Origin of the sequence: Rahnella woolbedingensis (assembly GCF_003602095.1) — a bacterium.
Lineage (GTDB): Bacteria > Pseudomonadota > Gammaproteobacteria > Enterobacterales > Enterobacteriaceae > Rahnella > Rahnella woolbedingensis.
The window spans coordinates 1-20,113 of record NZ_RAHH01000047.1 but is presented as its reverse complement, the minus strand read 5'-3'; the positions used below and the strand labels follow the sequence as shown (position 1 = coordinate 20,113).

Below are 20,113 nucleotides of genomic sequence, written 5' to 3'. Positions count from 1 at the left end.
AAAACAGTGAGATATTGTTCTCTTTATTTTCACCCTGCTGTTATTTTAATTTCGGCATTACATTATTTTAAATATGATTATTCCCAGCGCCGGTAATTGTTAATGCCCTCCTTGCCAGCAACACCTTGCTACTCCCACCGAAAGGCTACCTGATCAGTTCTTTATTTTTTCGGGTGGTTAAAACTAAATTTAAATTTAAATTTAAAGGTAACGGGTATTATGTCCAGTACAGAAAATAATAACCTGAATGCCGCTGTGGAAGCGGGCATTGACTACGACACGCTCGCATACATTGATACCATCACCGATGCGGCTGGTCACTCTATGGGCCCGGTGCTCAATGACGGCTACACCGATGACCTGCAGCCGACGCTCAGTGGTCGCCTGCCGATGGGGGAAGGCCAGGTACTGCGGGTTTACTGTAATGGCGTGGTGCTTGGCTATTGTGACATTGGTGAAAACGGCAACTGGAGTTTCAAACCGGACGCACCACTGGAGCCGGGCAGAACCTATGACTTCCAGGTCATCCTGTTAGACTCAGGCACCACTGAACTGCTGCCATCAAACACCTACACCATTCACACCACCGAACTGGACCAGGATGCCGCACCTGTCGCGCCGGTGATTACCGAAGTGCATGATTTTGCCGGCGACCGTCAGGGGCCGGTGGTGCAGGGGGGTAAAACCGATGACAGCCATCCTGATGTTTCTGGTACCGCGGGCGCCCATGACGTGGTGACGCTGTCCGTGACCTCACCTTCAGGGATAACGACGGTACTGGGCAGCACAGTGGCTGACAGCAACGGCAACTGGGACTATCAGCTGACCACAGACCAGAGCATTACCACGACCCTGGGAGAGTGGACCTTTACGGCAACGGCTACCAATGCGGTAGGAACCAGTGACGACAGCGCAGGCTACAGCGTGGAAACCGTGGCCACGAATGCCGACGTGTTCGCAACCCCGGAAATCGCCTATATCATTGATGATGTAGGCCTGCATACGGGGCAGGTGGCTGACGGCGGTAAAACCGATGACAAACAGCCTGAGCTGCACGGCACCGGTGAGCCCGGCAGTGTCGTGACTGTCACCATGTACGGTCCATCAACAGGGAAAACCTACACCCTTGGTTCTGTCACCGTAAGTAATGACGGTACCTGGCACTACCAGTTCACCGGCAAACAGGCCATGCAGGCGGGTCACGGTGCGGAAAATATTTTCCATGTTTCTTCTGTGGATACAGATGGTCATACCGTCACGAGCGACGCCTTCACGGTGACCCTGACCGGCAGCAATGCCGACGACAACACCCCTCCGGACATCACTCCACCTGACCAGCCGAGCATTGACTCCTTCCTCGACGATGCGGGTAATTCCCTCAGTGGTGCCACCACCGATGACGCCACGCCAACCCTTCAGGGTCATGCGGAAGCTAACAGCATTGTCAATGTGTACGAAGGCGACAGCCTGCTGGGCTCCACGATAGCAGGTGCTGACGGCACCTGGGGCTACACCACGCCTGAGCGTGCTGACGGCATGCATGACTTCACCGTGACCGCGACGGATGCAGCAGGTAACACCAGTGTGCCTTCTGCTGATTTTATAGTGGACGTTGAAACAGCAGACATTATCCCACCGGATGCCCCGGTTATCCTGGATGTCTTCGCGGCAGATGACTCCGAGATTATTAATGGCGGAACCACCGATGATGACAAACCGCTGATGTTCGGTTCAGCCGAGCCGCACAGTATCGTAAACATTTACGATGGCAATATCCTGCTGGGCTCCGCGACCACTGGTTCGAATGGTATCTGGAATTACGAAGTGACCGGTGAACTCAGTGACGGTAAACACACCCTTTCTGTGACGGCAACGGATGCGGCCGGCAACACAAGTATTCACTCGGGTAACTTTGTGCTGGATGTTGAAACAGCGGACATCACCCCACCGGATGCACCGGTCATCACCGGTGCCATCGAAACCTACGATGACGGCACCAACATCGGGGTGGCTAATGACGCCACCATTGATGACAACACCCCGAGACTGTACGGTGATGCGGAAGCAGGCAGCATCGTGACGATTTACGACGGCGCGGTGGTGATTGGCTCCGTTGCTGCAGATTCAAAGGGTGCATGGACCTATGATGTCTCCCAGGCACTTGCTGACGGCAAGCACACCTTCACCATTACTGCGACAGATGCGGCCGGTAACAGCAGCATTCACTCCGGTAACTTTGTGCTGGATGTCGAAACAGCAGACACCACCGCTCCGGATGCACCGGTGATTACTGAGGTGTATGACGACCAGGGACTGACTCAGGGACCTGTCGCCAATGGCGGTAAAACCGATGACAGCCTGCTGAAAATCAGCGGGACTGCAGAACATGACAGCGTGGTGGTTATCAGTCACGTGATTGAATCGACAGGGGACATTTATATCGATGGCTCAGCGGTGGCTGATGCTTCCGGTCACTGGGTATTCGATATGACGGGGCCATTCCAGCCGACGTTCGGCAACCGCATCATCACGGCAACCGCCACCGATGCGGCGGGTAACACCAGTGTTGCCAGCGACAGCTATGTGGTTAACTTTGTTGGCACCAATCAGGATGGCACTCTCCCACCGGGCGTATCGGGCTCTGAGGATTTTGAGGGTATCGACGTAACAAGTACATCACACTTTTCGCACGATTTTACAACGAATTCAGGCTTGCGGATTCAGAGTGCCGGTGATGTTGCGATTGGCGAAGTGCCATATCCTCTGGCTTCACAGGATGACCACTCCCATTACCTGGGGACTCCAAACGAAGGCGATGCCCACATTATGTTAACTCTGCCAGGAGCCTGCCAGATCCTCTCGTTTGAGTATCTTTTTGTTAATAACGTCATCGTCTACGACACCGCGGGTAATGTCCTGACGACATTTAGTGACACTAATAACTCAGTGATAGGCGAGGGCTGGTATACATTTAATTACACGGCCCCGGAAGGGACTGAAATCGGGTCGTTTTCAATAGGTAACTCATTTATTGACAACGTCGTGTGGAGTTCGCCTGATGCAGCAGTGTCGCACTCGCTTCAGTCACTGGCCCTGCCAGCTGCCAGCGACAGTGAGGGGGAAACCCTGCTGCTGTCACAGGCAATGGTTGAAAATAATAACCATTCTTCAGCGCACGCCGATATGACCGACGGTGTTCACAACACCCTTCATCTGACCCTGAGCGATATTCTCAGCGAAGCCCATCCGAATCTGTTTGTGCAGGACGGCAAGCAACAGCTGGCGGTTACCGGTGATCAGGGTGATGTGGTTGAACTGAAAGTCGGCGACCTGGCTCACAACACCTGGCAGGATAGCGGGGCAGTGACGGCAGGTGGCGTTCAGTACGAGGTGTATCAGCATGCAGGCAGTGACGTTGAGCTGCTGGTTCAGCACGGTCTGGAATTACATCAGGTTTCATAATCCCTGACGTGTTTTGACCTTAATCCATCCCTGGCTCCGGCTGGGGATTTTTTATTGCGCCTCTTCCTTCGTCACCGTTCCGTCAATCTGACGGCAGTAAAGGGTTTGAGCATAGCTGACCGTTTATAGCTCCGCAGTCTTATCCTTTTATTATCAGTGCTAATCAGACAGAAAAAATAAACCGGCGTTGACTGTTCGGGGGAAGCCCATAAAGTCCGTTTTCATACGGATGGGCTTCACCCCCTTTAAAGCCCTGTTGGTAGCTGTCCGGTTATAATTGCCACGACAATAAAAATTGCCTGTATCGGCAGTGACCATTTGAAAAATGTTTTCTGATATCCCCAAAAACTCATTTCTGTACGATCCATCAGCAGATATAGCCAGGCCACGGTGGGGCTGGCGTGGCGTAATGCCTGCCCCATCACCGATGCAATGCCAATTTCAGTGGGTGTGATACCGTAACTGTGCGCGATAGGGGCAATGACCGGCAGCACGCCAAAGTAGTAAGCATCCAGCGGCAGGGCATAGAGGGCAAAAATGCTGAGAAATGCCAGAAGAATGGCCGAGTGGCTCCCCATTGATGCCGGAATGAGACTGGCAAGATGCTGAGCTACCGCTGCCGCCATCCCGCTTCCTCTGAAGACCCCGAGAAAACAGCCGGCAGCCACGATAATGGAGGCCACAGCAATGGCATCGCCGCCGTTGGCAATAAGACGCTGACGTTGCTCAGGTACGGTGTAATTGAGCATTAGCGCCAGCGCCGTACCCACCAGGAATGCCATTGCTCCGCTGACCAGGCCTGACATCAGGCAAACCAGTAATACGGCTGTCAGCAAAAGATTAAGCCAAAGCAGGCGAGGGCGCTTCAGCTCCTGATGATGGTCGTGAATGCGGGCCACCATCGTGTCCACATCCTCACGTGAGACAATGCCGTGACTCCCTGGCTCATATCCCAGCCGTACCCGCTCCTTTTTCCCCATAATGAAAGCCACAGCAGCAACATAGATAAATGAGATACCTAATACCGGCAGCAGGGTTATAAAGAGATCGTTCACATCCAGTTGCAGTACGGCAGCCGCACGGGCCAGAGGCCCACCCCATGGCAGGCAATTACCCAGCCCGAAGGGGAGAATAATCAGCATGGCCAGATTCGAGAGTTTCATCCCCATCTGGCGGTACAGCGGCACAAACGCCGTGGTCATGATGATAATGGTGGTCGTACCGTCACCGTCCAGCGTCACGGCAGCAGCAGTAATAAACGTTGCCAGCGTGATTTTCAGCGGGTCACCATTGGCCCGGCGTATCAGCCAGGCACACAGCGGGTCGAAGAGTCCCACATTCATCATCAGGCTGAAATAGAGTATCGCAAATAAAATCATCAGGGTCGGGTTCACCGTACCCAGGCCAATTTTCCCGTTGGTATGCTGCGTGTAGAATATCCCTTCCTTCATCCAGACCAGCAGGTTGGTCAGCGGTTGTCCCGTCAGCAGGCACAATGCAGCTCCCACACCGAGAGATACAGCAATCAGACCCGTGAAGGGTGAAAGCTTTTGTTTTATGACCAGTACCATAAATGTCGCGACGAGCAGGTAGCCCAGAATTGTAACCATTCCGGTGCCTCCATTATGAGGTGATGTGAATTAACGGGGCGATGAAACCCCGGCGATTATGTTTACTTCGCGGAGAGCAACTCTGTCACCCAGGCCGGAGTCAGGGACGGTAGCGGCTGATTATTCTCACGGGCATACTTATATGCCTCTATGGTGGCCCGGCGCTGTTGCTCATAGACAAGCTTTGTTTCCGCGTTAACCAGCACCTCTTCCAGATGGTTTACCGGCACCACCACCACGCCGTCTGCATCGCCGAAAATCAGGTCACCGGGACTGATATTCACCCCGGCACAGAAGACCGGCGTGTTGATTTTGCCTTCCTTCTCTTTAATCGGGCCACGGGGCATAAAACCTCGGGCATATACCGGAATATCCAGTGCAGCCAGCGCCTCCTTATCCCGCACATATCCATCCACGATGATCCCGCGAAGCCCGGTAGCCTGCGCCGCACCTGCCAGCAAGTCCCCCAGATAGGCCCGCTCTTTTTCTGCTTTGCCGGCAATGACCAGTACGTAACCCGGTGCGCCCTGATAAATCGCCACATGAATCGGGAGATTGTCACCGTCCTGCGTATCGACCGTGCAGGCGGTACCAATCATTGTTTTATGTTCATCAACCGGCACCAGGTTTGCATCCATGCAGCCATTTCTTGGAATGCCCAGTTTTTGCATTCCGTCACACAATAACGCCGGACTCAGAACCGACAGGCGCTCGATCAGATGCTCCGGGATAAGTGGTGGTAACGCGTGGTATGAGTTATTCATGATTATTTTCCCCAATATTGGATAAGCAGGTAATGGCACTTCGGTAATCCATATCGGCCCCGTCGGGGCCCAGCACTCTGGTCCAGTCCGTCTGGCTGAGTGTTTCAAGTTTGTTTCTTGTTGCGATTGACATGCTGGCATCCACGGATAAGGCATCCAGCGTAGCAATCACATCCGTAATTTCAGCGCAGCGCCTCTTTGCATGTATTAATGTTCGGGCAGTAAAAACTTTGGCGAGTTGTTCTATATTTTTTCCATCCAGAGAATCGCTCAGAGAAGAAACCAGCGTATCCAGTACTCCATATTTCTCTGCAGCAATGAATGCTTCGAGAAATAATTGAGGGATACCTTTCATCACGATACTTTTTAACATTTTAATGGCTGAGGCCGCCCCCGCTTCAGCTTCTATATCCGTCAGGTTCATCCCTTCGGATATGAAGGCGTTCTTGAATGATTTAGCACCTTCGCCAGCCAAAAGAATGGGGACACGAAGAGCATCTCCGGGCACGGTACCCATCACGGCAGCGTCACAAAACAACACGCCACTTCTTCTGGGGATGAGATCAATTTGTTGTTTAATTGCCGGGGCAGCAGAATTCATATCCGTATAAATTTGCCCTTCATGAAGGTGAGGAATAACTTTTTCAGCGATATTCAGTGCGCTGCTTGCACTTGTCAGGCAAACAATAAAGCGTGCCTTTTGACAGACATGATCTAATGAGTCGAGGAGGGTCACGCCTGCTTTTTCCGCTCGCTCGCGAATAGCCACTCCCATATCACCCGCACCGGAAGAGGAATCAAATGCGCCTATTTCCATTTGAGAAACAGAACGTAATGCGATCGAAAAATTGAAAGCCGCTTCACCAAAACCAATAAAAACCAATTTCATAAGAACATTCCGCTTAAATGAGTTGGCAATAGCTACGCAAACTATGTGCCAGCTCACTCAATGGGTTTGAAAAAAATGCAGTAAAGAATAATACGATTTAAATTCAGTATGTTAATCATATAAAAAGTGATAGTGCCTTATCTCGCACAGATCACAATTCGTTATCATCAACGTTGCATTTCATTAACGTGAAAGTATGGTGAAAGAAAATGAAACACCAGGTATCCCCCGGCTATGGCAAAAATTGCAGTTATTTCTCCGTCCAGTCAGCTGACTGTTGTTGTTGAATCGTTACTTGTTCAACGAGACTTGCCCATTATTCTGGCACAGGCATCAGAGGCTACAGCCGTCATTATTGCCCGCAGGCTGATAGAGAATGGGATCGAGATATTAATCAGTAGAGGGAAAACAGCTGAGTTATTACGCGAATCGGTTCAGATCCCTGTAATTGAAATCAGGCATACTTTTCTTGATTGCTTTAATTCTTATCAAAAAGCTCGCATCCACTCGGATAACGTTGCATTTCTGGCGACCTCTCAGGCGTATGCAAAAGCCCTGAGCAAAGCACTCCCCTTTTTAAAGGGCGCATCAATTTGCACAATCGATCCTTTTGATAAAGCTGAGTCGATCAGCTCAGTATTCGAGCAACTGCGTAAAGATAATATCTCTGTTGTCATTGGCGGTCTCTCTTTACAAAAAATAGCAATTTCTTATGGTATGCATTATGTGATGTCCGAAGCGGATCCTGATTCTATTGACGATGCCATGAGTGAAGCCTTGCATCTATTAAAAATAGAAGCTGATAAACAACGTAAAAATCTGGAACTGAAAAAACGCTATGAAATGATCAGTGCAATACTCAACTGTGTATCAGAAGGTCTTTTGAGCATTGATGCTCAATTAAAAATAACCAACATTAATGAAATTGCTCTACGTTATCTGAAACCAGTGGAACCCGGAGCGGAGATCAAGCACCAGATACTGAGAAACTCATTTTTAATCGTCTTACAGTCTGGTCAGTCTGTTTCCGGGGTTTTAGTTGAAACAGGTCGTCACTCCCTGAGTATAAATATTTCGCCCGTCATGTTACATGACAATATCGCAGGCGCTGTCGCCAGCATTCAGAACCAAAGTGAAATAAAGAAAATAGAACAAAAAATGAGGCTAAAACACAGTGAGACACATACTGCAGATAAGACATTTAAAGACATTATAGGTAGTAGCCCTGTATTAATTTCGGCGAAACATCTCGCAGAAAAATATGCCAGGGTAGAAAGCACAGTGATGATAGAAGGCGAAACAGGGACGGGTAAAGAACTCTTTGCACAGAGTATTCACAATGCATCCGCACGGGCGTCGGGTCCCTTCGTGGCGATAAATTGTGCCTCTTTCGCTGCCAGCGTGATAGAAAGTGAGTTGTTTGGTTACGTCAAAGGCGCATTTACGGGAGCATTACAGGAAGGAAAAATCGGTGTTTTCGAGCAGGCTCATGGAGGTACAATCTTTTTGGATGAAATAAGCGAGCTTTCTATTGATATTCAGCTCAAGTTACTGAGAACCCTGCAAGAGCGAAAGATCATACGTATAGGGGACAATAAAATCATTCCTGTTGATATCCGTATCATCACAGCCAGCAATAAAAATCTGATGAGGTTAATTGAGCAAGGTAAATTCCGGGAGGATTTTTATTACCGGATTTGTGTTCTGCGGCTCGCTTTACCTTCATTGCAGCAGCGCCAGTCCGATATTCCCTCTTTAGTCATGCACTTGTTGCAAATACAGAGTCATGATTATTTCTCAATTAGCAAAGACGTTCTCCACAAACTAAGCCAAAGAGAGTGGCCGGGGAATATACGCCAGTTAAGCAATATTGTTGAGCGACTTGTTGTAGTGGCAGAGGATAAGGTAATTGATGAAGCCATGCTGGATAGTGTACTTGCAGATGTTGAACCCATGCGGATTTCAAATGACTATCAACCTGATGGAAGCGGTGACCTTCCGGACGAAAAATATCTGTTGATGAATGCTCTAAAACAGGTAAGAGGGAACAGACAGCAAGCGGCCAAACTTCTCGGTATCAGCAGCACCACACTCTGGCGAAGAATAAAAAAACATCAGGACAGTGACCCGATATTTTTCGCTACTCTCAAATACCCCGTATAGGGGTTTGAGAGCCAGCCGTGGATTTGTTGCATAATTACCAGGCGCTTCAGATCTTGGAACGCCTGGGGATCGCCATTATCGGTTACGGTTGCGTGGAGAGAGGGGGCAGCAGGCTACAGCCGTCCGGCGCTGCCGCAGATGCGTATCTTTTCGGCGACCACCTCTTTCATCGCCAGCTTGCCTGGCACAATGTATTTTCGTGGATCGTTGGCATCAGGGTTCTGGCTAAAGTAGCTTTTCACCGCATCGGCAAACGCAATTTTTAGCTCTGTTGCTACATTGACCTTACAGACGCCCAGCGAAATGGCCCGCGCCACCATCGCTTCCGGGATGCCTGATGCGCCGTGCAGAACCAGCGGAATATCCACACAGTCTCGGATCTTCCCTAAGCGTTCGAAATCCAGCTTCGGTTCACCCTGATACAGCCCGTGCGCCGACCCAATCGCGACGGCCAGTGAATCAATGCCGGTAAGTTCGGCAAATTCTTTTGCCGCCAGTGGATCGGTAAAAAAGCTCTCTGCAGAATCGACCACCAGATCGTCTTCTTGTCCACCGAGTCGCCCCAGTTCGGCTTCAACACTGGCGCCGTAACGGTGACAGAGTTTAACTGCCTGTACCACGATATCTATGTTCTGATGAAACGGCAGGTGAGAGCCGTCGATCATTACTGAGCGGATCCCCTGACGCACTTTATCGGCGATATCGTCCATCTCTTCATGGTGATCCAGATGCAGCGCCAGCGGCAGGTTATAGCGACGGGCGGCCGCCTGGCAAATTTCCACCAGGTAGTCAGTACCTGCATAGGAGAAGGTGCCGGGCGTACCGGCCATGATCACCGGTGAACCCATTTCCGCTGCGGTTTCAGCCACGACCTGGACGGTTTCGAGATTGTGCACATTAAATGCCGGGACGGCGTAACCTTCACGCTGGGCTTTTTTTAGCATTTCACGATTCGAGACTAAGTACATAAAGACCTCTGGGTTATCGGTTACGGCTGTAGAGCCGCCGCGCTGGCTGCTACGCCCGGTCTGGAATAACGATAAATAGTGACGCCTTTTACGACCCGGTTAACTTCACCTGTCGGGCAGGGGTTATCCGGTGTCAGTCCCTGCGCCAGCGAGGTTTCCATCGCCAGCATCTGTACAAACAGCAGGTATGGGAACATTAGCCACAAATCGTTCGGATCGTCGTGCATGGTTTGCACGCCCGTCGCGTCATAAGGTTCGCCGCTCAGCCCGACCATCTGTTGTGCCAAACCGTCACGTTTAAGCTCGTGCCATAAATCAACGTCGTACTGACGGGCATAGCTGTCGCTGGAGAACATCAGCACCACCAGAGTCTGGTCATCGACCATAAATTTTGGACCATGGCGCAGGCCCAGCGAAGAGTCATAACGCGTGACGATACGTCCGGCGGTCAGTTCCAGCATTTTCAGTGAGGCTTCTTCGGCGAGGCCTGTAAAGCAGCTGCCACCGAGGGTGATGTAGCGACGAAAACCGCTGTTAGCCAGGGTTTTGACCTGAGATTGCAGGGTTTCGCGCAGTTCACGGCAGCGTGCAACCATACGCATCAGCGGCTCCCGCGTTTCATTCAGGGGTTGCGGGCCAAGCAGCAGGGCGGCGCTCAGTAACATGCAGCTAAAACTGGAGGTCATGGCAAAGCTCTGGTCGTTAGAGCCTTCTGGCATCATTACCGCCAGCACGTTATCGCGGCCTTCGGCATAATTCGCCAGCTGACTGTCAGGATTACACACCAGCATCAGGTGATAGCAATCGGGCAGCAATTGGTCGGCCAGCTCCACGCTGGCGATGCTTTCCGGGCTGTCGCCTGAACGGGCAAACGACACCACCAGTGTCGGGCGTGTCCGGTCAAGATACTGATGCGGGTTAGCCACAATATCCGTCGTGCCATAAGCCACCACATCCCGTCCCGTTTGTTGACGCAGCCATGGCGCCAGCGCACGTCCGGCAAACGCAGAGCTTCCGGCGCCGCACAGCACAATCTGCAGACGTTGGTTGTCGAGCAGAGGTTGCAGGAAGGGCTGCCACTGAGCCTGAGAACGCTGTAATTGCAGATGCAGCGCAGACCACAAATCGGGCTGTTGCCAGATCTCACGTGCGGTATGCAGGGCGTTGTGCTGTTCCAGCCAGTCACTGCTGTAAGAAAAATAGTGATTCATGATACGAGCTCCCTGGTGTCTGGCTGGCAGGCATTGGCGTAATCGGCCAGCACTTCGCTAATTTTGTGTAACACCCAATCCTGCGGATCGGATGAAAGCTGGCCGGCGTTGATGGCGCGGGCCTGTTCGGGCAGATACTGGCTGAGTAACGCCTGCGGTACCGGATGACGGCGTAAATTGTCGAGCATGCTGTCGACGGCAGCGCACACTTCCGGGAGCGGCCAGTAATAGCGAACCCGATCGCTCAGGCTGTACTGACGATGAAGATGTTGCTGATGGGGTTTGCCTGGATAGTAACGACGCCATTGTTCGGGGCGTTCACACATTACATGTTCAAGGGTCGAACACAGATGAGAAGCCTGATGTTCACCCAGCCATTCGCGCTCAATATGGTCGAGCGCGAATAAAGCTTCACGTAAGGCAAAAGTCAGGGCCGGGCCGACCTTAAGAATCGCAAAGTGACCGCGAACCAGCTGACGATAGGCCAGCGGCGCCTGATAGTCCGTGGAGTGCGCTTCATAAACCAGCGTCGGCCAGTTTTCAATAAAACGACTCAGCTGGCGGGCGCGTTCAGGCTGATAGCGTTCCACGCTGTGATTATCGAATTCAACACCGGGTTGCACGACCACGGCGATAACTCGTGGCCATACGGCGCTCAGACCGTGAGCCATCCAGGCACTGCGATGGACGCCCAATGTCGTTTCGACAGCTTCAGGTGTGGTGACATGCATCCCTTCTTCCAGCGCTTCCCGGGCGCCACCGGGCACCGGAACTTCGGTGCCAATGACATAAACCGGAGCTTCGCCACCTTGTTGCTGCCAGCTGTTTTCCGCCACGGCACACAGTCGTGCCGCGCGGCGGGCGACTTCAGCATCGCCTAATGGTGAGGGGTCACCGGCACAGGACATCGAGCAGTCGAGATGAATTTTGCGAAAACCTGCGGCGACATAATCCGCTATCAGGGTTTCGGCTAATTGCATGGCTTCTTCGGCAGGCTGACTTTGCCACGCATTGGGGCCGAGATGGTCACCGCCCAGCCATACGCGTTCACGGGGTAAACCGATCGCGTCCGCCTGTTGCCACACGGCATCGCGGAATTGATGCGGCTGCATACCGGTATACCCGCCGAACTGATTCACCTGATTTGACGTTGCCTCAATCAGCACTGCGGTACCACGCGCTAAAGCCTGACGCAGCGCCGCTTCGATAACCCACGGATGGGCGGAGCAGACAGAGAACACACCTACCGGTTCACCGGCTTTGTGACGCTGTATCAGTTCCAGTAGTTGTTGCATAAACCAAAACTCCTATCAGATAGAGGCTGGAAGGCGGTCGGCGATAATCACGTCAACCCCGGCGTCATGCAGCGCCCGGCGGTATTCGTCGGGGATGCGGCGGTCAGTGACCAGTTTGTTGATTTTGCTGATTTCGCAAATCATGCAAAAACTGGTGCGGCCAAACTTACTGGCATCGGCGACGGCAATCACCTCGCGCGCCACTTCGCACATCGCCCGGTTGAGCTGGGCTTCACCAGGGTTAGGGGTGGTAATGCCGCTGACCAGGTCGAACCCGTCAACGCCGAGAAACAGTTTGTCGAAACGGTACTGGCGAATGTGCTGTTCGGCGCTCGGGCCATACAGCGACCAGGATTTGCGCCGTACGTTGCCGCCAATCACCATCAAATCCACCTGTTCGTTACTGGCCAAATCGAAGGCAATATTGAGGGCGTTAGTCATCACTACCAGTTCCTGCTTGCCCTGTAATTGCGGCACCATCTGGCTGATGGTCGAACCTGAATCAAGAATCAATGAATCGCCATCGTTGACCAGCGCTGCGGCGGCACACGCAATGGTGTATTTCACGTCGCGGTTGATCCGTCCTTTGTCCTGCAATGGCCTGTCAAAAACGAATTGCTTGTTCAGCTTTGCACCGCCGTAGCTGCGGATAGCGCAACCGCTTTTTTCCAGATACCGCAGGTCATTACGGATGGTCACACTCGATACGTCGTATTGTCCGCTGAGTTCTTCGACCCGCACGAAACCCTCACGACATAAATGGTCGATGATCAATTCCCGGCGTTTTAGCGTATTTATCATTGGCGCTTATTCCCCTAAACAGCATTGAACATGTCATGGTCGCTTAGCGGGTTACTTTCGGTGTTGCGAACTGAATTACAGCAAACGAAAAACCGAAATGCAACGCTAAACTGAAAATAAATTCTTATATATCATGGTGTTATGTGTAGGCGTTGCTTTCGGTTTAACCAGATTCGAAAGCCGACACACGCGCTTTTCCGTATCAAAATCGTTATATTTCAGTCTTCCTTTCACTTATTCGTTGTTTAAAGTGAAAGCTGTCGTGCCAGACAATGACTTTTCCCCTTCGTTTATTACGCCGTATTTATTTTGATATTTTTGCTGTTATTGCATTGTGTACGTGTGCTGTTCCAGCAAGGCGGCCCCGCGCACGCCACTGCTGTCGCCAAATACCGGCGATAAAATGGCGGCAGGCTCACTGCCCGGGAACAGCCAGCCGCGCATTGCCTGTGGCAGCAAGAGGTAAAGTTCAGGCGTATTGGAAACACCACCGCCGAGTACAAACGCATCCACATCAAGCATCAGTTGCAGGCTGGCGAGCGCACAGGAGAGGATGTCGACATAGATAGCTATCAGCCGACGGGCCAGCGGCTCTCCCTGACGATAAAAACCGATCAGCTCAAGCACACTGCCAGCCTGATGGTGGAAATATCGACTGAGCGCCATCAGCCCGCTGCCGGAAACGTAACGTTCAAAGCAACCCGTTAGTCCGCAGCTACAGGTAAATAAGGGCAGGTTGTAACGCTGAACCAACTGGGCTGAAATCGGGATATGTCCCCATTCTCCAGCCAGGCCGTTTTTGCCTTTGTGCAGGTGTTTGTTCAGCACCAGGCCGCCGCCCGCGCCAGTGCCAAGAATGGCGCCAAAAACGATATCGTGGCGCTGTGTTTGCTCGGTGCAGGCTTCTGACAGCGCAAAACAGCGGCAATCATTTTCGATGGTGACCGGCCGGTCGAGCGTACAGGCGAGATCGTCGGCCAGGCAGTGACCGGTAATGCAGGGCACGTTGACCGAAAGCTGTTTACGGCTTTTCGGATCGGTGATCCCCGGTAAACCAATACCGATCGTGCCGCGTGTTTGCAGTGTCAGATCCGCCTGCGCGACCAGTGTTTTCACACAACCTAAAAACTGGCTGTAGTCCATAGTCGGCGTACTGACGCGCTGACAGAACACCTGATTTAGCTGCTCATCGTAGGCGGCCATTTCAATTTTGGTGCCACCAATATCAAGGCCATATCGCATCACTCTTTTCCCCGTTGGCGAAGTTAAACTGGTTAGTCGTGGACGCTGACCACCACGCCTTCACGGCGGGCGCGTTCGGCGGCAAAAACCATCAAATGGCTTTCGAGCGTTTCTTTCGGGCCGGAGAGAATTTGGCTGGCATCGTTGCTGCTAACGGCATCAATAAAGTGCGCCATCAGGTAATAGTCACCGCCACCGTGTCCCCCCATCGCACTGTTCAGCGCCGGGTCGGTATCGGCCACATCCTCGACGTCATAAACCGTTTCGCTGTCATCAACAAACGATGTAATGCGGATATACCGCCCGTCGCCTTCGAGCTGACCGTGGCTGCCAAACAGTTGTGTTTTACGATCTTCGTGGCGGGTAAAGGCGGTCATCGTAAAGGAGGCGGTTTTGCCGCCGGCAAACTGAATACTGACCACCTGATGATCGACAACGTTGTTGTCACAACGATAAACACAGCGGCCATAAGGCCCGTCACGCAAGGCTGCCGTCAGCGTTTGTTGGCTGACCTCCGGGGTCAGCACGCGCAGGAAACCGGGGGTCGATTTATGCTGCTCACCCAGATAGATTTTTTTCGCAGAATAAGGGCAGGTGGCTTCCACTGCGCAGTCGAGACAGCGCTCAGCCGCACCCGACGGCTGATTTTCAGCACGGAAATGGCGTAGCCCGCCGAATGAACTGACCTGTTCGCAAGGGGTGTCCATGATGTAGCGGATCCAGTCGATATCATGACAGGACTTTTGCAACAGCATTGAGGCGGAAAGGTTGTCATTTCGCCAGTTACCGCGGACAAAAGAGTGGGCCTGATGCCAGTAACCGACCGGTTCGAGGTGCTGCATGCTGATGACGTCACCAATCACGTTGTCGCGCAGCAGTTGCTTGAGTTTTTGGGTGTAGCGGGTATAACGCAAAACATGGCCGACGGAAAAAATGACGCCAGTACGCTCTACCGCAGCAACGATGGCTTCACACTCACGGCTGTCAGGCGAAAGGGGTTTTTCCAGCAGCATGTGATAACCCCGTTCAGCAAACGCCAGAGCCGGTTCCTTGTGGAGATTGTCCTGGGTGCAGATAAGCACCGCATCGGCCAGTTTTTCTGTGGCGGCAGCTTCACGCCAGTCATGAAAGACATTGGCAGCGGCAATATTATGCTGGGCGACAAATTGCTGGCGGTAAGCTTCGCGGGGTTCTGACACCGCGACAACGCGCATCAATTCAGGGTGGGCGAGGGCGTAGCGCGAATAGATTTCACCGCGCGCGCCTGCGCCGACGACCAACACAGTGACGGGCTGATGACGACCACTCTTGTTTACAGATTCGAATGACATTGTGATTCTCCACATTGCGCAAAGCAGGTATACGGCCTTAATGGCGTTGTTTTAAGTTCAGCCCTGTCTCTTTATCGAACAGGTGCGAGCGATGCAGATCGAAACTCAGCCAGATTTTCTCGCCGGGCAGTGGTTCCCATTCGTGACGGGTGGCAACCCGGGTGATGAAGCGGGAACCGCCGATATCGCAGTGCAGCAGATCTTCGTTACCCATGCGTTCCACGGTTTTGATGGTTGCCTGGGCGGCATTCTCTTCAGGACCGGCAACAATGTGCAGATACTCCGGGCGGATACCGAGGCAGACAACGTCATGCCGGTAGCTGAGCATCTGTTGGCTGAGTTCCGCGTTCAGATTCAGGGTGGCATCCTCACTCAGACGCAGGCTGACCACGCTGTGGTTACGCATAACGGGCAGGTCGTGAAGATTCATCGATGGGCTGCCAATAAACTCGGCGACAAATTTATTGGCGGGCTGGTGGTAAAGGTTAACCGGCTTATCAACCTGCATAATTTCACCTCGGTTGAGCACACAGATGCGGTCGCCCATGGTCATGGCTTCAACCTGATCGTGGGTGACATAAATCATGGTGGCGCCAACGCCTTCGCGCTTGAGCTGGTTATGCAAATCAATCAACTGGACACGCATTGTTACGCGCAGTTTGGCGTCGAGGTTGGAGAGCGGTTCATCGAACAGAAAGACTTTTGGTTTACGCACAATAGCCCTGCCTACCGCCACGCGCTGACACTGTCCGCCGGACAGTTGCCCGGGTTTGCGTTGCAGCAGGTTGGTTATCTCAAGTTTTTCAGCGGCTTCATGTACCCGACGGTCAATCTCTTGCTTACTGGCTTTGCCCATCAGGCTAAAGGCCATGTTTTTGTAGACGGTCATGTGCGGATACAGCGCGTAGTTTTGAAACACCATCGCGATGCCGCGATCTTTTGGCATGGTGTTATTCACGCACTGGTTATGGATCATAATCTGGCCTTCGCTGACACTTTCCAGCCCGGCGATCATTCGCAGCAGGGTGGATTTGGCACAGCCAGAAGGCCCGACGAAGACCATAAATTCACCTTCATGGATTTCAAGATCGATACCATGCAATGCTTTGAATCCATTGGGATATACTTTTTCCACGCTGTGCAGTTGTATTCCGGTCATCACTTTTTCCTCAATGTTTAAGCTCATAGGATTAACTCTTCACACCGACACCGGCGATGCCCTGAATGAAGTAGCGCTGGAAAACGATAAACAGCATAAGCATCGGAATAATGGCCATAAGCGCACCGGCCATCAGCATCGGATACTCCTCGCCAGCACGACTGGACAGCGAAGCCAACCCAACAGGCAGCGTCAGTTTATTGCTGCTGGTGTTGACGATCAGCGGCCACATCAGGTTATTCCAGCTCCATAAACCGTTGATAATGATGCAGGCGATAATGCCGGGGCGGATCAGGGGCAGCATGATCCGCCAGAAAATGGTGAAGTGGTTGTACCCGTCCATCAGCGCGGCTTCTTCCATTTCCCGTGGGACGGCCATAAAGAACTGCCGCAGCAGGAAGGTGGCATAAATGCTGAAGATGCCCGGCAAAATCAGCCCGGACAAAGTGTTAAGCAGGCCAAGTCTTTGTACCGCTAAAAATTGCGGGATCAGGAATGCCTGACCGGGCACCATCAGGATGGAAATGCAGAGCATGAACACGATATTGCGGCCACGAAAATGCAGCCGGGCGAAGCTGTATGCCGCCATGGTGGCGATAACCATTTGCAACGTGACGGTAAAGAACGTGGCTAAGATTGAATTCAGATAAAAAGTGGTGAAAGGGATCTCATGCAGAATACGCCCATAAGCGGCAAAGCCAGGATGGGCTGGCAATAACTGCAATGGGATCTGAATGCTTTCTGCCTGAGTCTTCAGTGAGGTTATCAGCATCCAGATAAAGGGTGTCACAGAGGCAACACTTGCCAGCAGCATAAACAGATACACCAGTGCTTTTTGGCTATCGATTTTCTTGCGCGGTCTCACCTGAGCGTTCTCGCGCAGGTCTGTTGTTGCGGAGTCAATTGTCATCCGGAGTTCCTTACGCCACTTTCAGGCGTTTGCCGATGGCCATTTGCACGAGAGTTATCAGCATGGTGACGATAAACAGCACCACGGTGATGGCGGAGGCATAGCCTTTCTGTTGCAGATAAAACGCATTTTTATAGAACAGATAGGTGACGGTCATGGTGTCGCTTTCTACCATCGAACGGTCAAACATCAGGAACACCACATCGAAAATTTGCAGCACTTCGATAAAGGTCATTACCGAAACAAAGAACAGCGTCGGCACCATCATCGGCAGCGTCAGGCAGAAAAAGCGGCGTAAGGTACTGATACCGTCAATGTCTGCGGCTTCATAAAGAGAGCGGGGGATGCTTTGTAATCCGGCCAGCAAAATAATGATTTTCAACGCCAGTGATGACCAGATAATGATGATGGAAACACTGATGCGGACGATATCCGGATCAGAGAGCCAGCCCACCGCTGAAACCCCGAAGAAATGCAGCACATAATTGATAAGCCCGAAATCTTTGTTGAAAAGCCATTGCCAGACCATTGCGACCGCTGCAGGCATCGTCACCGCGGGCAAAAACAGCAGAGTACGGAACAGGGCTTTACCGCGAATGTTTTGATTCAGGCCAATGGCCAGCAGCAGAGAAAGGGCCAGGCTGACAGGGACGCACACAACGACATAAAACAGCGTATTGAAGACCGCTGCGTAAAAATCATCATCACTGAACAGGTCGAGATAATTATTGATGTCGAAGGTGCTCCAGTTCATGAACTGGTCAAGATCGGTAAAGCTGTAAAAAATGTTTTGCACGAAAGGGATGAAATAAAACATCACCAGCCCTGCCAGCAAAGGCAACACCATAATCCATCCCCAGAACCGTTCGGCGCGCTCAAGGCGGGTGAGGGCCGGACGGGATCGGGTTTTCGTTGGCAGGTTTACCTCGTCGGTATGGCTTTTATGCTTGATCGTAACGGGAACTGAATCTGCAAGCGACATAACGGAAGTCCTCTGCATAAGGGAATAATTCGCTCAGAGCCTGTCGGGCAGACCTGAGCGAAAGCGATTATTTTTCCATCACACGTGAGATTTTTTCCACCGACTTATCCATTTCCTTTTTAGCATCGGCTCCCAAAAAGATTCGCTTCAGACTGGCTATCCACATGTTTTGCCATTTCGGGGTATTGGTGCCCGCCGTTGGATAGGCTTTAGTGAACTCAAGCGTCTCAATATAAGGACTCACATCGACATTTTTGATGTTGGCCGCCCAGGCTTTCGCCGCCGTCTTATTCGCCGGGATCACCGTTGTGGCGAGGATCTCCTGCGAAGTCTGCGAACTCATAAACTGGATATAGCGCCAGGCTTCAGCGTGGTGCGTGCTTTTGGCCGACATTGCGAAACCAATACTGTGAGCCACGCCAGACTGGCGATCGATTTTCGGCATCAGTACCACGCCGATGTGAGTGTTGATAAGGTCATTGGCGGCGAAAGGTGCCGCCAGCCACGAACCGGCGTATGCCATAGCGGCGCGATTGGACTGGAAGATGTTCTCGGTTTTGACTTCGCTCATTTGCTGCGCGGTCGGCAATTGGCCGGATTTCATCATTTCCTGAAGTTGCTGATAGACCCAAATGGATTTGTCGTTGGCAATATCCGTCGGTTTGCCATCGACAGGCACAACGTTATTCCCTTTCTGATAAAGCAAATTAAGGTAGCTGTCCTGTCCGTCATTGCTCAGATCCATCACCAGCGGGAAGGCACCATTTTTTAATCCAGCTTTCAGCTGGCTGGCTTTTTCTTTCAGCTGATCCCAGTTCCAGTCGCTGGTTGGATAGCTGACTTTGGCTTCATCAAACAGTTTTTTGTTATACCAGACGGCAATAGAATCAACGTCACGGGGAATAGCCAGTTGCTGTCCATTATATTGATAGGCTTTTACAGAACTGGCGACGATATTATTCAGGTCAAGATTACTTTTGCTGATATCATCGTTTAATGGTGCCAGCAGACCGTTCTTAGCGTACTGAATAAAGTACGGCATGTTGATCCAGAATATATCCGGAGAAACACCGCCAGCCGATGCTGCGTCTAATTTAACAAAATACTGTGCCACTGGTGTCAGCTCAATATCAATTTTAATATCAGGATTTTCTTTCTCGAAGTTTTTGGCAATTTCCTGTTCTGCTGCCAATTGGTTTTTATCCCAGACGGCGTAACGTAATGTCACCGGGTTCGCGGCATGTGCAGAGAGTGAAAACAGAGCCGGTAATACGACTACTGAGGCTAAGATATAGCGGCGAAATGACGCCTGAGCATAGAAAGAGG

At 51.8% G+C, this 20,113-nt stretch carries 15 protein-coding genes; 2 read left to right on the top strand and 13 right to left on the bottom strand.

What is annotated here, in order from left to right; genetic code table 11:
* The first annotated feature begins 219 nt into the window (after positions 1-219).
* On the top strand, positions 220-3,462 hold the full coding sequence (locus D6C13_RS24195) for an Ig-like domain-containing protein (protein WP_120135181.1): 3,243 nt from the start codon (positions 220-222) through the stop codon (positions 3,460-3,462).
* A 245-nt stretch (positions 3,463-3,707) separates the two neighbouring features.
* On the opposite strand, the gene D6C13_RS24190 is transcribed toward D6C13_RS24195, so the two are convergent.
* The 3 genes from D6C13_RS24190 to D6C13_RS24180 form a co-directional block, all read right to left on the bottom strand.
* Positions 3,708-5,072 carry a citrate:proton symporter gene (locus tag D6C13_RS24190; RefSeq protein WP_120135180.1) on the bottom strand — a complete coding sequence of 455 codons (1,365 nt, stop codon included), beginning with the start codon at positions 5,070-5,072 and terminating at the stop codon, positions 3,708-3,710.
* 62 nt (positions 5,073-5,134) lie between these two features.
* Positions 5,135-5,836 (bottom strand): RraA family protein, encoded by a 702-nt coding sequence (locus tag D6C13_RS24185; RefSeq protein WP_208642945.1) that lies wholly within the window; start codon positions 5,834-5,836, stop codon positions 5,135-5,137.
* The gene (locus D6C13_RS24180) at positions 5,829-6,725 is read right to left on the bottom strand and encodes a DUF1932 domain-containing protein (protein WP_120135179.1); all 897 of its coding nucleotides are present in this window, start codon (positions 6,723-6,725) and stop codon (positions 5,829-5,831) included. The genes D6C13_RS24185 and D6C13_RS24180 overlap by 8 nt, the downstream gene beginning before the upstream one ends.
* A gap of 234 nt (positions 6,726-6,959) precedes the next feature.
* On the opposite strand from D6C13_RS24180, the gene D6C13_RS24175 reads away from it, so the two are divergent.
* Positions 6,960-8,888: a sigma 54-interacting transcriptional regulator gene (locus D6C13_RS24175; RefSeq protein WP_120135178.1), complete on the top strand. Its 1,929-nt coding sequence runs from the start codon at positions 6,960-6,962 to the stop codon at positions 8,886-8,888.
* Positions 8,889-9,001: 113 nt separating this feature from the next.
* Here D6C13_RS24175 and D6C13_RS24170 read toward each other — a convergent pair whose 3' ends face one another.
* The 10 genes from D6C13_RS24170 to D6C13_RS24125 all read right to left on the bottom strand — a co-directional run bounded on the left by D6C13_RS24170 (position 9,002) and on the right by D6C13_RS24125 (position 20,078).
* Positions 9,002-9,856: a tagatose bisphosphate family class II aldolase gene (locus tag D6C13_RS24170; protein ID WP_120135177.1), complete on the bottom strand. Its 855-nt coding sequence runs from the start codon at positions 9,854-9,856 to the stop codon at positions 9,002-9,004.
* A 20-nt stretch (positions 9,857-9,876) separates the two neighbouring features.
* A complete protein-coding gene (locus tag D6C13_RS24165) occupies positions 9,877-11,067 on the bottom strand; it encodes an SIS domain-containing protein (RefSeq protein WP_120135176.1) in 1,191 nt (396 codons plus the stop codon).
* On the bottom strand, positions 11,064-12,362 hold the full coding sequence (locus tag D6C13_RS24160; protein WP_120135175.1) for a D-tagatose-bisphosphate aldolase, class II, non-catalytic subunit: 1,299 nt from the start codon (positions 12,360-12,362) through the stop codon (positions 11,064-11,066). Before D6C13_RS24160 ends, D6C13_RS24165 begins: the two co-directional genes overlap by 4 nt.
* A 15-nt stretch (positions 12,363-12,377) precedes the next feature.
* A complete protein-coding gene (gene agaR / locus D6C13_RS24155; RefSeq protein ID WP_120135174.1) occupies positions 12,378-13,163 on the bottom strand; it encodes a transcriptional repressor AgaR in 786 nt (261 codons plus the stop codon).
* Between the two features lie 324 nt (positions 13,164-13,487).
* Positions 13,488-14,405, bottom strand: a complete 918-nt coding sequence (locus D6C13_RS24150) for an ROK family protein (RefSeq protein ID WP_120135173.1) — start codon at positions 14,403-14,405, stop codon at positions 13,488-13,490.
* 32 nt (positions 14,406-14,437) lie between these two features.
* The gene (locus tag D6C13_RS24145) at positions 14,438-15,736 is read right to left on the bottom strand and encodes a Gfo/Idh/MocA family protein (protein ID WP_120135172.1); all 1,299 of its coding nucleotides are present in this window, start codon (positions 15,734-15,736) and stop codon (positions 14,438-14,440) included.
* Between the two features lie 37 nt (positions 15,737-15,773).
* Positions 15,774-16,895, bottom strand: a complete 1,122-nt coding sequence (locus tag D6C13_RS24140) for an ABC transporter ATP-binding protein (protein ID WP_120135183.1) — start codon at positions 16,893-16,895, stop codon at positions 15,774-15,776.
* A 31-nt stretch (positions 16,896-16,926) separates the two neighbouring features.
* A complete protein-coding gene (locus D6C13_RS24135; RefSeq protein WP_244212784.1) occupies positions 16,927-17,709 on the bottom strand; it encodes a carbohydrate ABC transporter permease in 783 nt (260 codons plus the stop codon).
* Between the two features lie 106 nt (positions 17,710-17,815).
* The gene (locus D6C13_RS24130) at positions 17,816-18,787 is read right to left on the bottom strand and encodes a carbohydrate ABC transporter permease (protein WP_120135170.1); all 972 of its coding nucleotides are present in this window, start codon (positions 18,785-18,787) and stop codon (positions 17,816-17,818) included.
* Between the two features lie 67 nt (positions 18,788-18,854).
* Positions 18,855-20,078: an ABC transporter substrate-binding protein gene (locus tag D6C13_RS24125; protein WP_425272752.1), complete on the bottom strand. Its 1,224-nt coding sequence runs from the start codon at positions 20,076-20,078 to the stop codon at positions 18,855-18,857.
* Positions 20,079-20,113: the final 35 nt, after the last annotated feature.

Excerpts from the sequence above, each read along its gene's own strand:
- D6C13_RS24190 (WP_120135180.1), bottom strand. The coding sequence starts at position 5,072 with ATGGTTACAATTCTGGGCTACCTGCTCGTCGCGACATTTATGGTACTG.
- D6C13_RS24135 (WP_244212784.1), bottom strand. The coding sequence starts at position 17,709 with ATGCTGCTGGCAAGTGTTGCCTCTGTGACACCCTTTATCTGGATGCTG.
- D6C13_RS24130 (WP_120135170.1), bottom strand. The coding sequence starts at position 18,787 with ATGTCGCTTGCAGATTCAGTTCCCGTTACGATCAAGCATAAAAGCCAT.
- D6C13_RS24140 (WP_120135183.1), bottom strand. The coding sequence starts at position 16,895 with ATGACCGGAATACAACTGCACAGCGTGGAAAAAGTATATCCCAATGGA.
- D6C13_RS24170 (WP_120135177.1), bottom strand. The coding sequence starts at position 9,856 with ATGTACTTAGTCTCGAATCGTGAAATGCTAAAAAAAGCCCAGCGTGAA.
- D6C13_RS24185 (WP_208642945.1), bottom strand. The coding sequence starts at position 5,836 with ATGAATAACTCATACCACGCGTTACCACCACTTATCCCGGAGCATCTG.
- D6C13_RS24160 (WP_120135175.1), bottom strand. The coding sequence starts at position 12,362 with ATGCAACAACTACTGGAACTGATACAGCGTCACAAAGCCGGTGAACCG.
- D6C13_RS24180 (WP_120135179.1), bottom strand. The coding sequence starts at position 6,725 with ATGAAATTGGTTTTTATTGGTTTTGGTGAAGCGGCTTTCAATTTTTCG.
- D6C13_RS24150 (WP_120135173.1), bottom strand. The coding sequence starts at position 14,405 with ATGCGATATGGCCTTGATATTGGTGGCACCAAAATTGAAATGGCCGCC.
- D6C13_RS24175 (WP_120135178.1), top strand. The coding sequence starts at position 6,960 with ATGGCAAAAATTGCAGTTATTTCTCCGTCCAGTCAGCTGACTGTTGTT.
- D6C13_RS24195 (WP_120135181.1), top strand. The coding sequence starts at position 220 with ATGTCCAGTACAGAAAATAATAACCTGAATGCCGCTGTGGAAGCGGGC.
- D6C13_RS24145 (WP_120135172.1), bottom strand. The coding sequence starts at position 15,736 with ATGTCATTCGAATCTGTAAACAAGAGTGGTCGTCATCAGCCCGTCACT.
- D6C13_RS24165 (WP_120135176.1), bottom strand. The coding sequence starts at position 11,067 with ATGAATCACTATTTTTCTTACAGCAGTGACTGGCTGGAACAGCACAAC.
- agaR (WP_120135174.1), bottom strand. The coding sequence starts at position 13,163 with ATGATAAATACGCTAAAACGCCGGGAATTGATCATCGACCATTTATGT.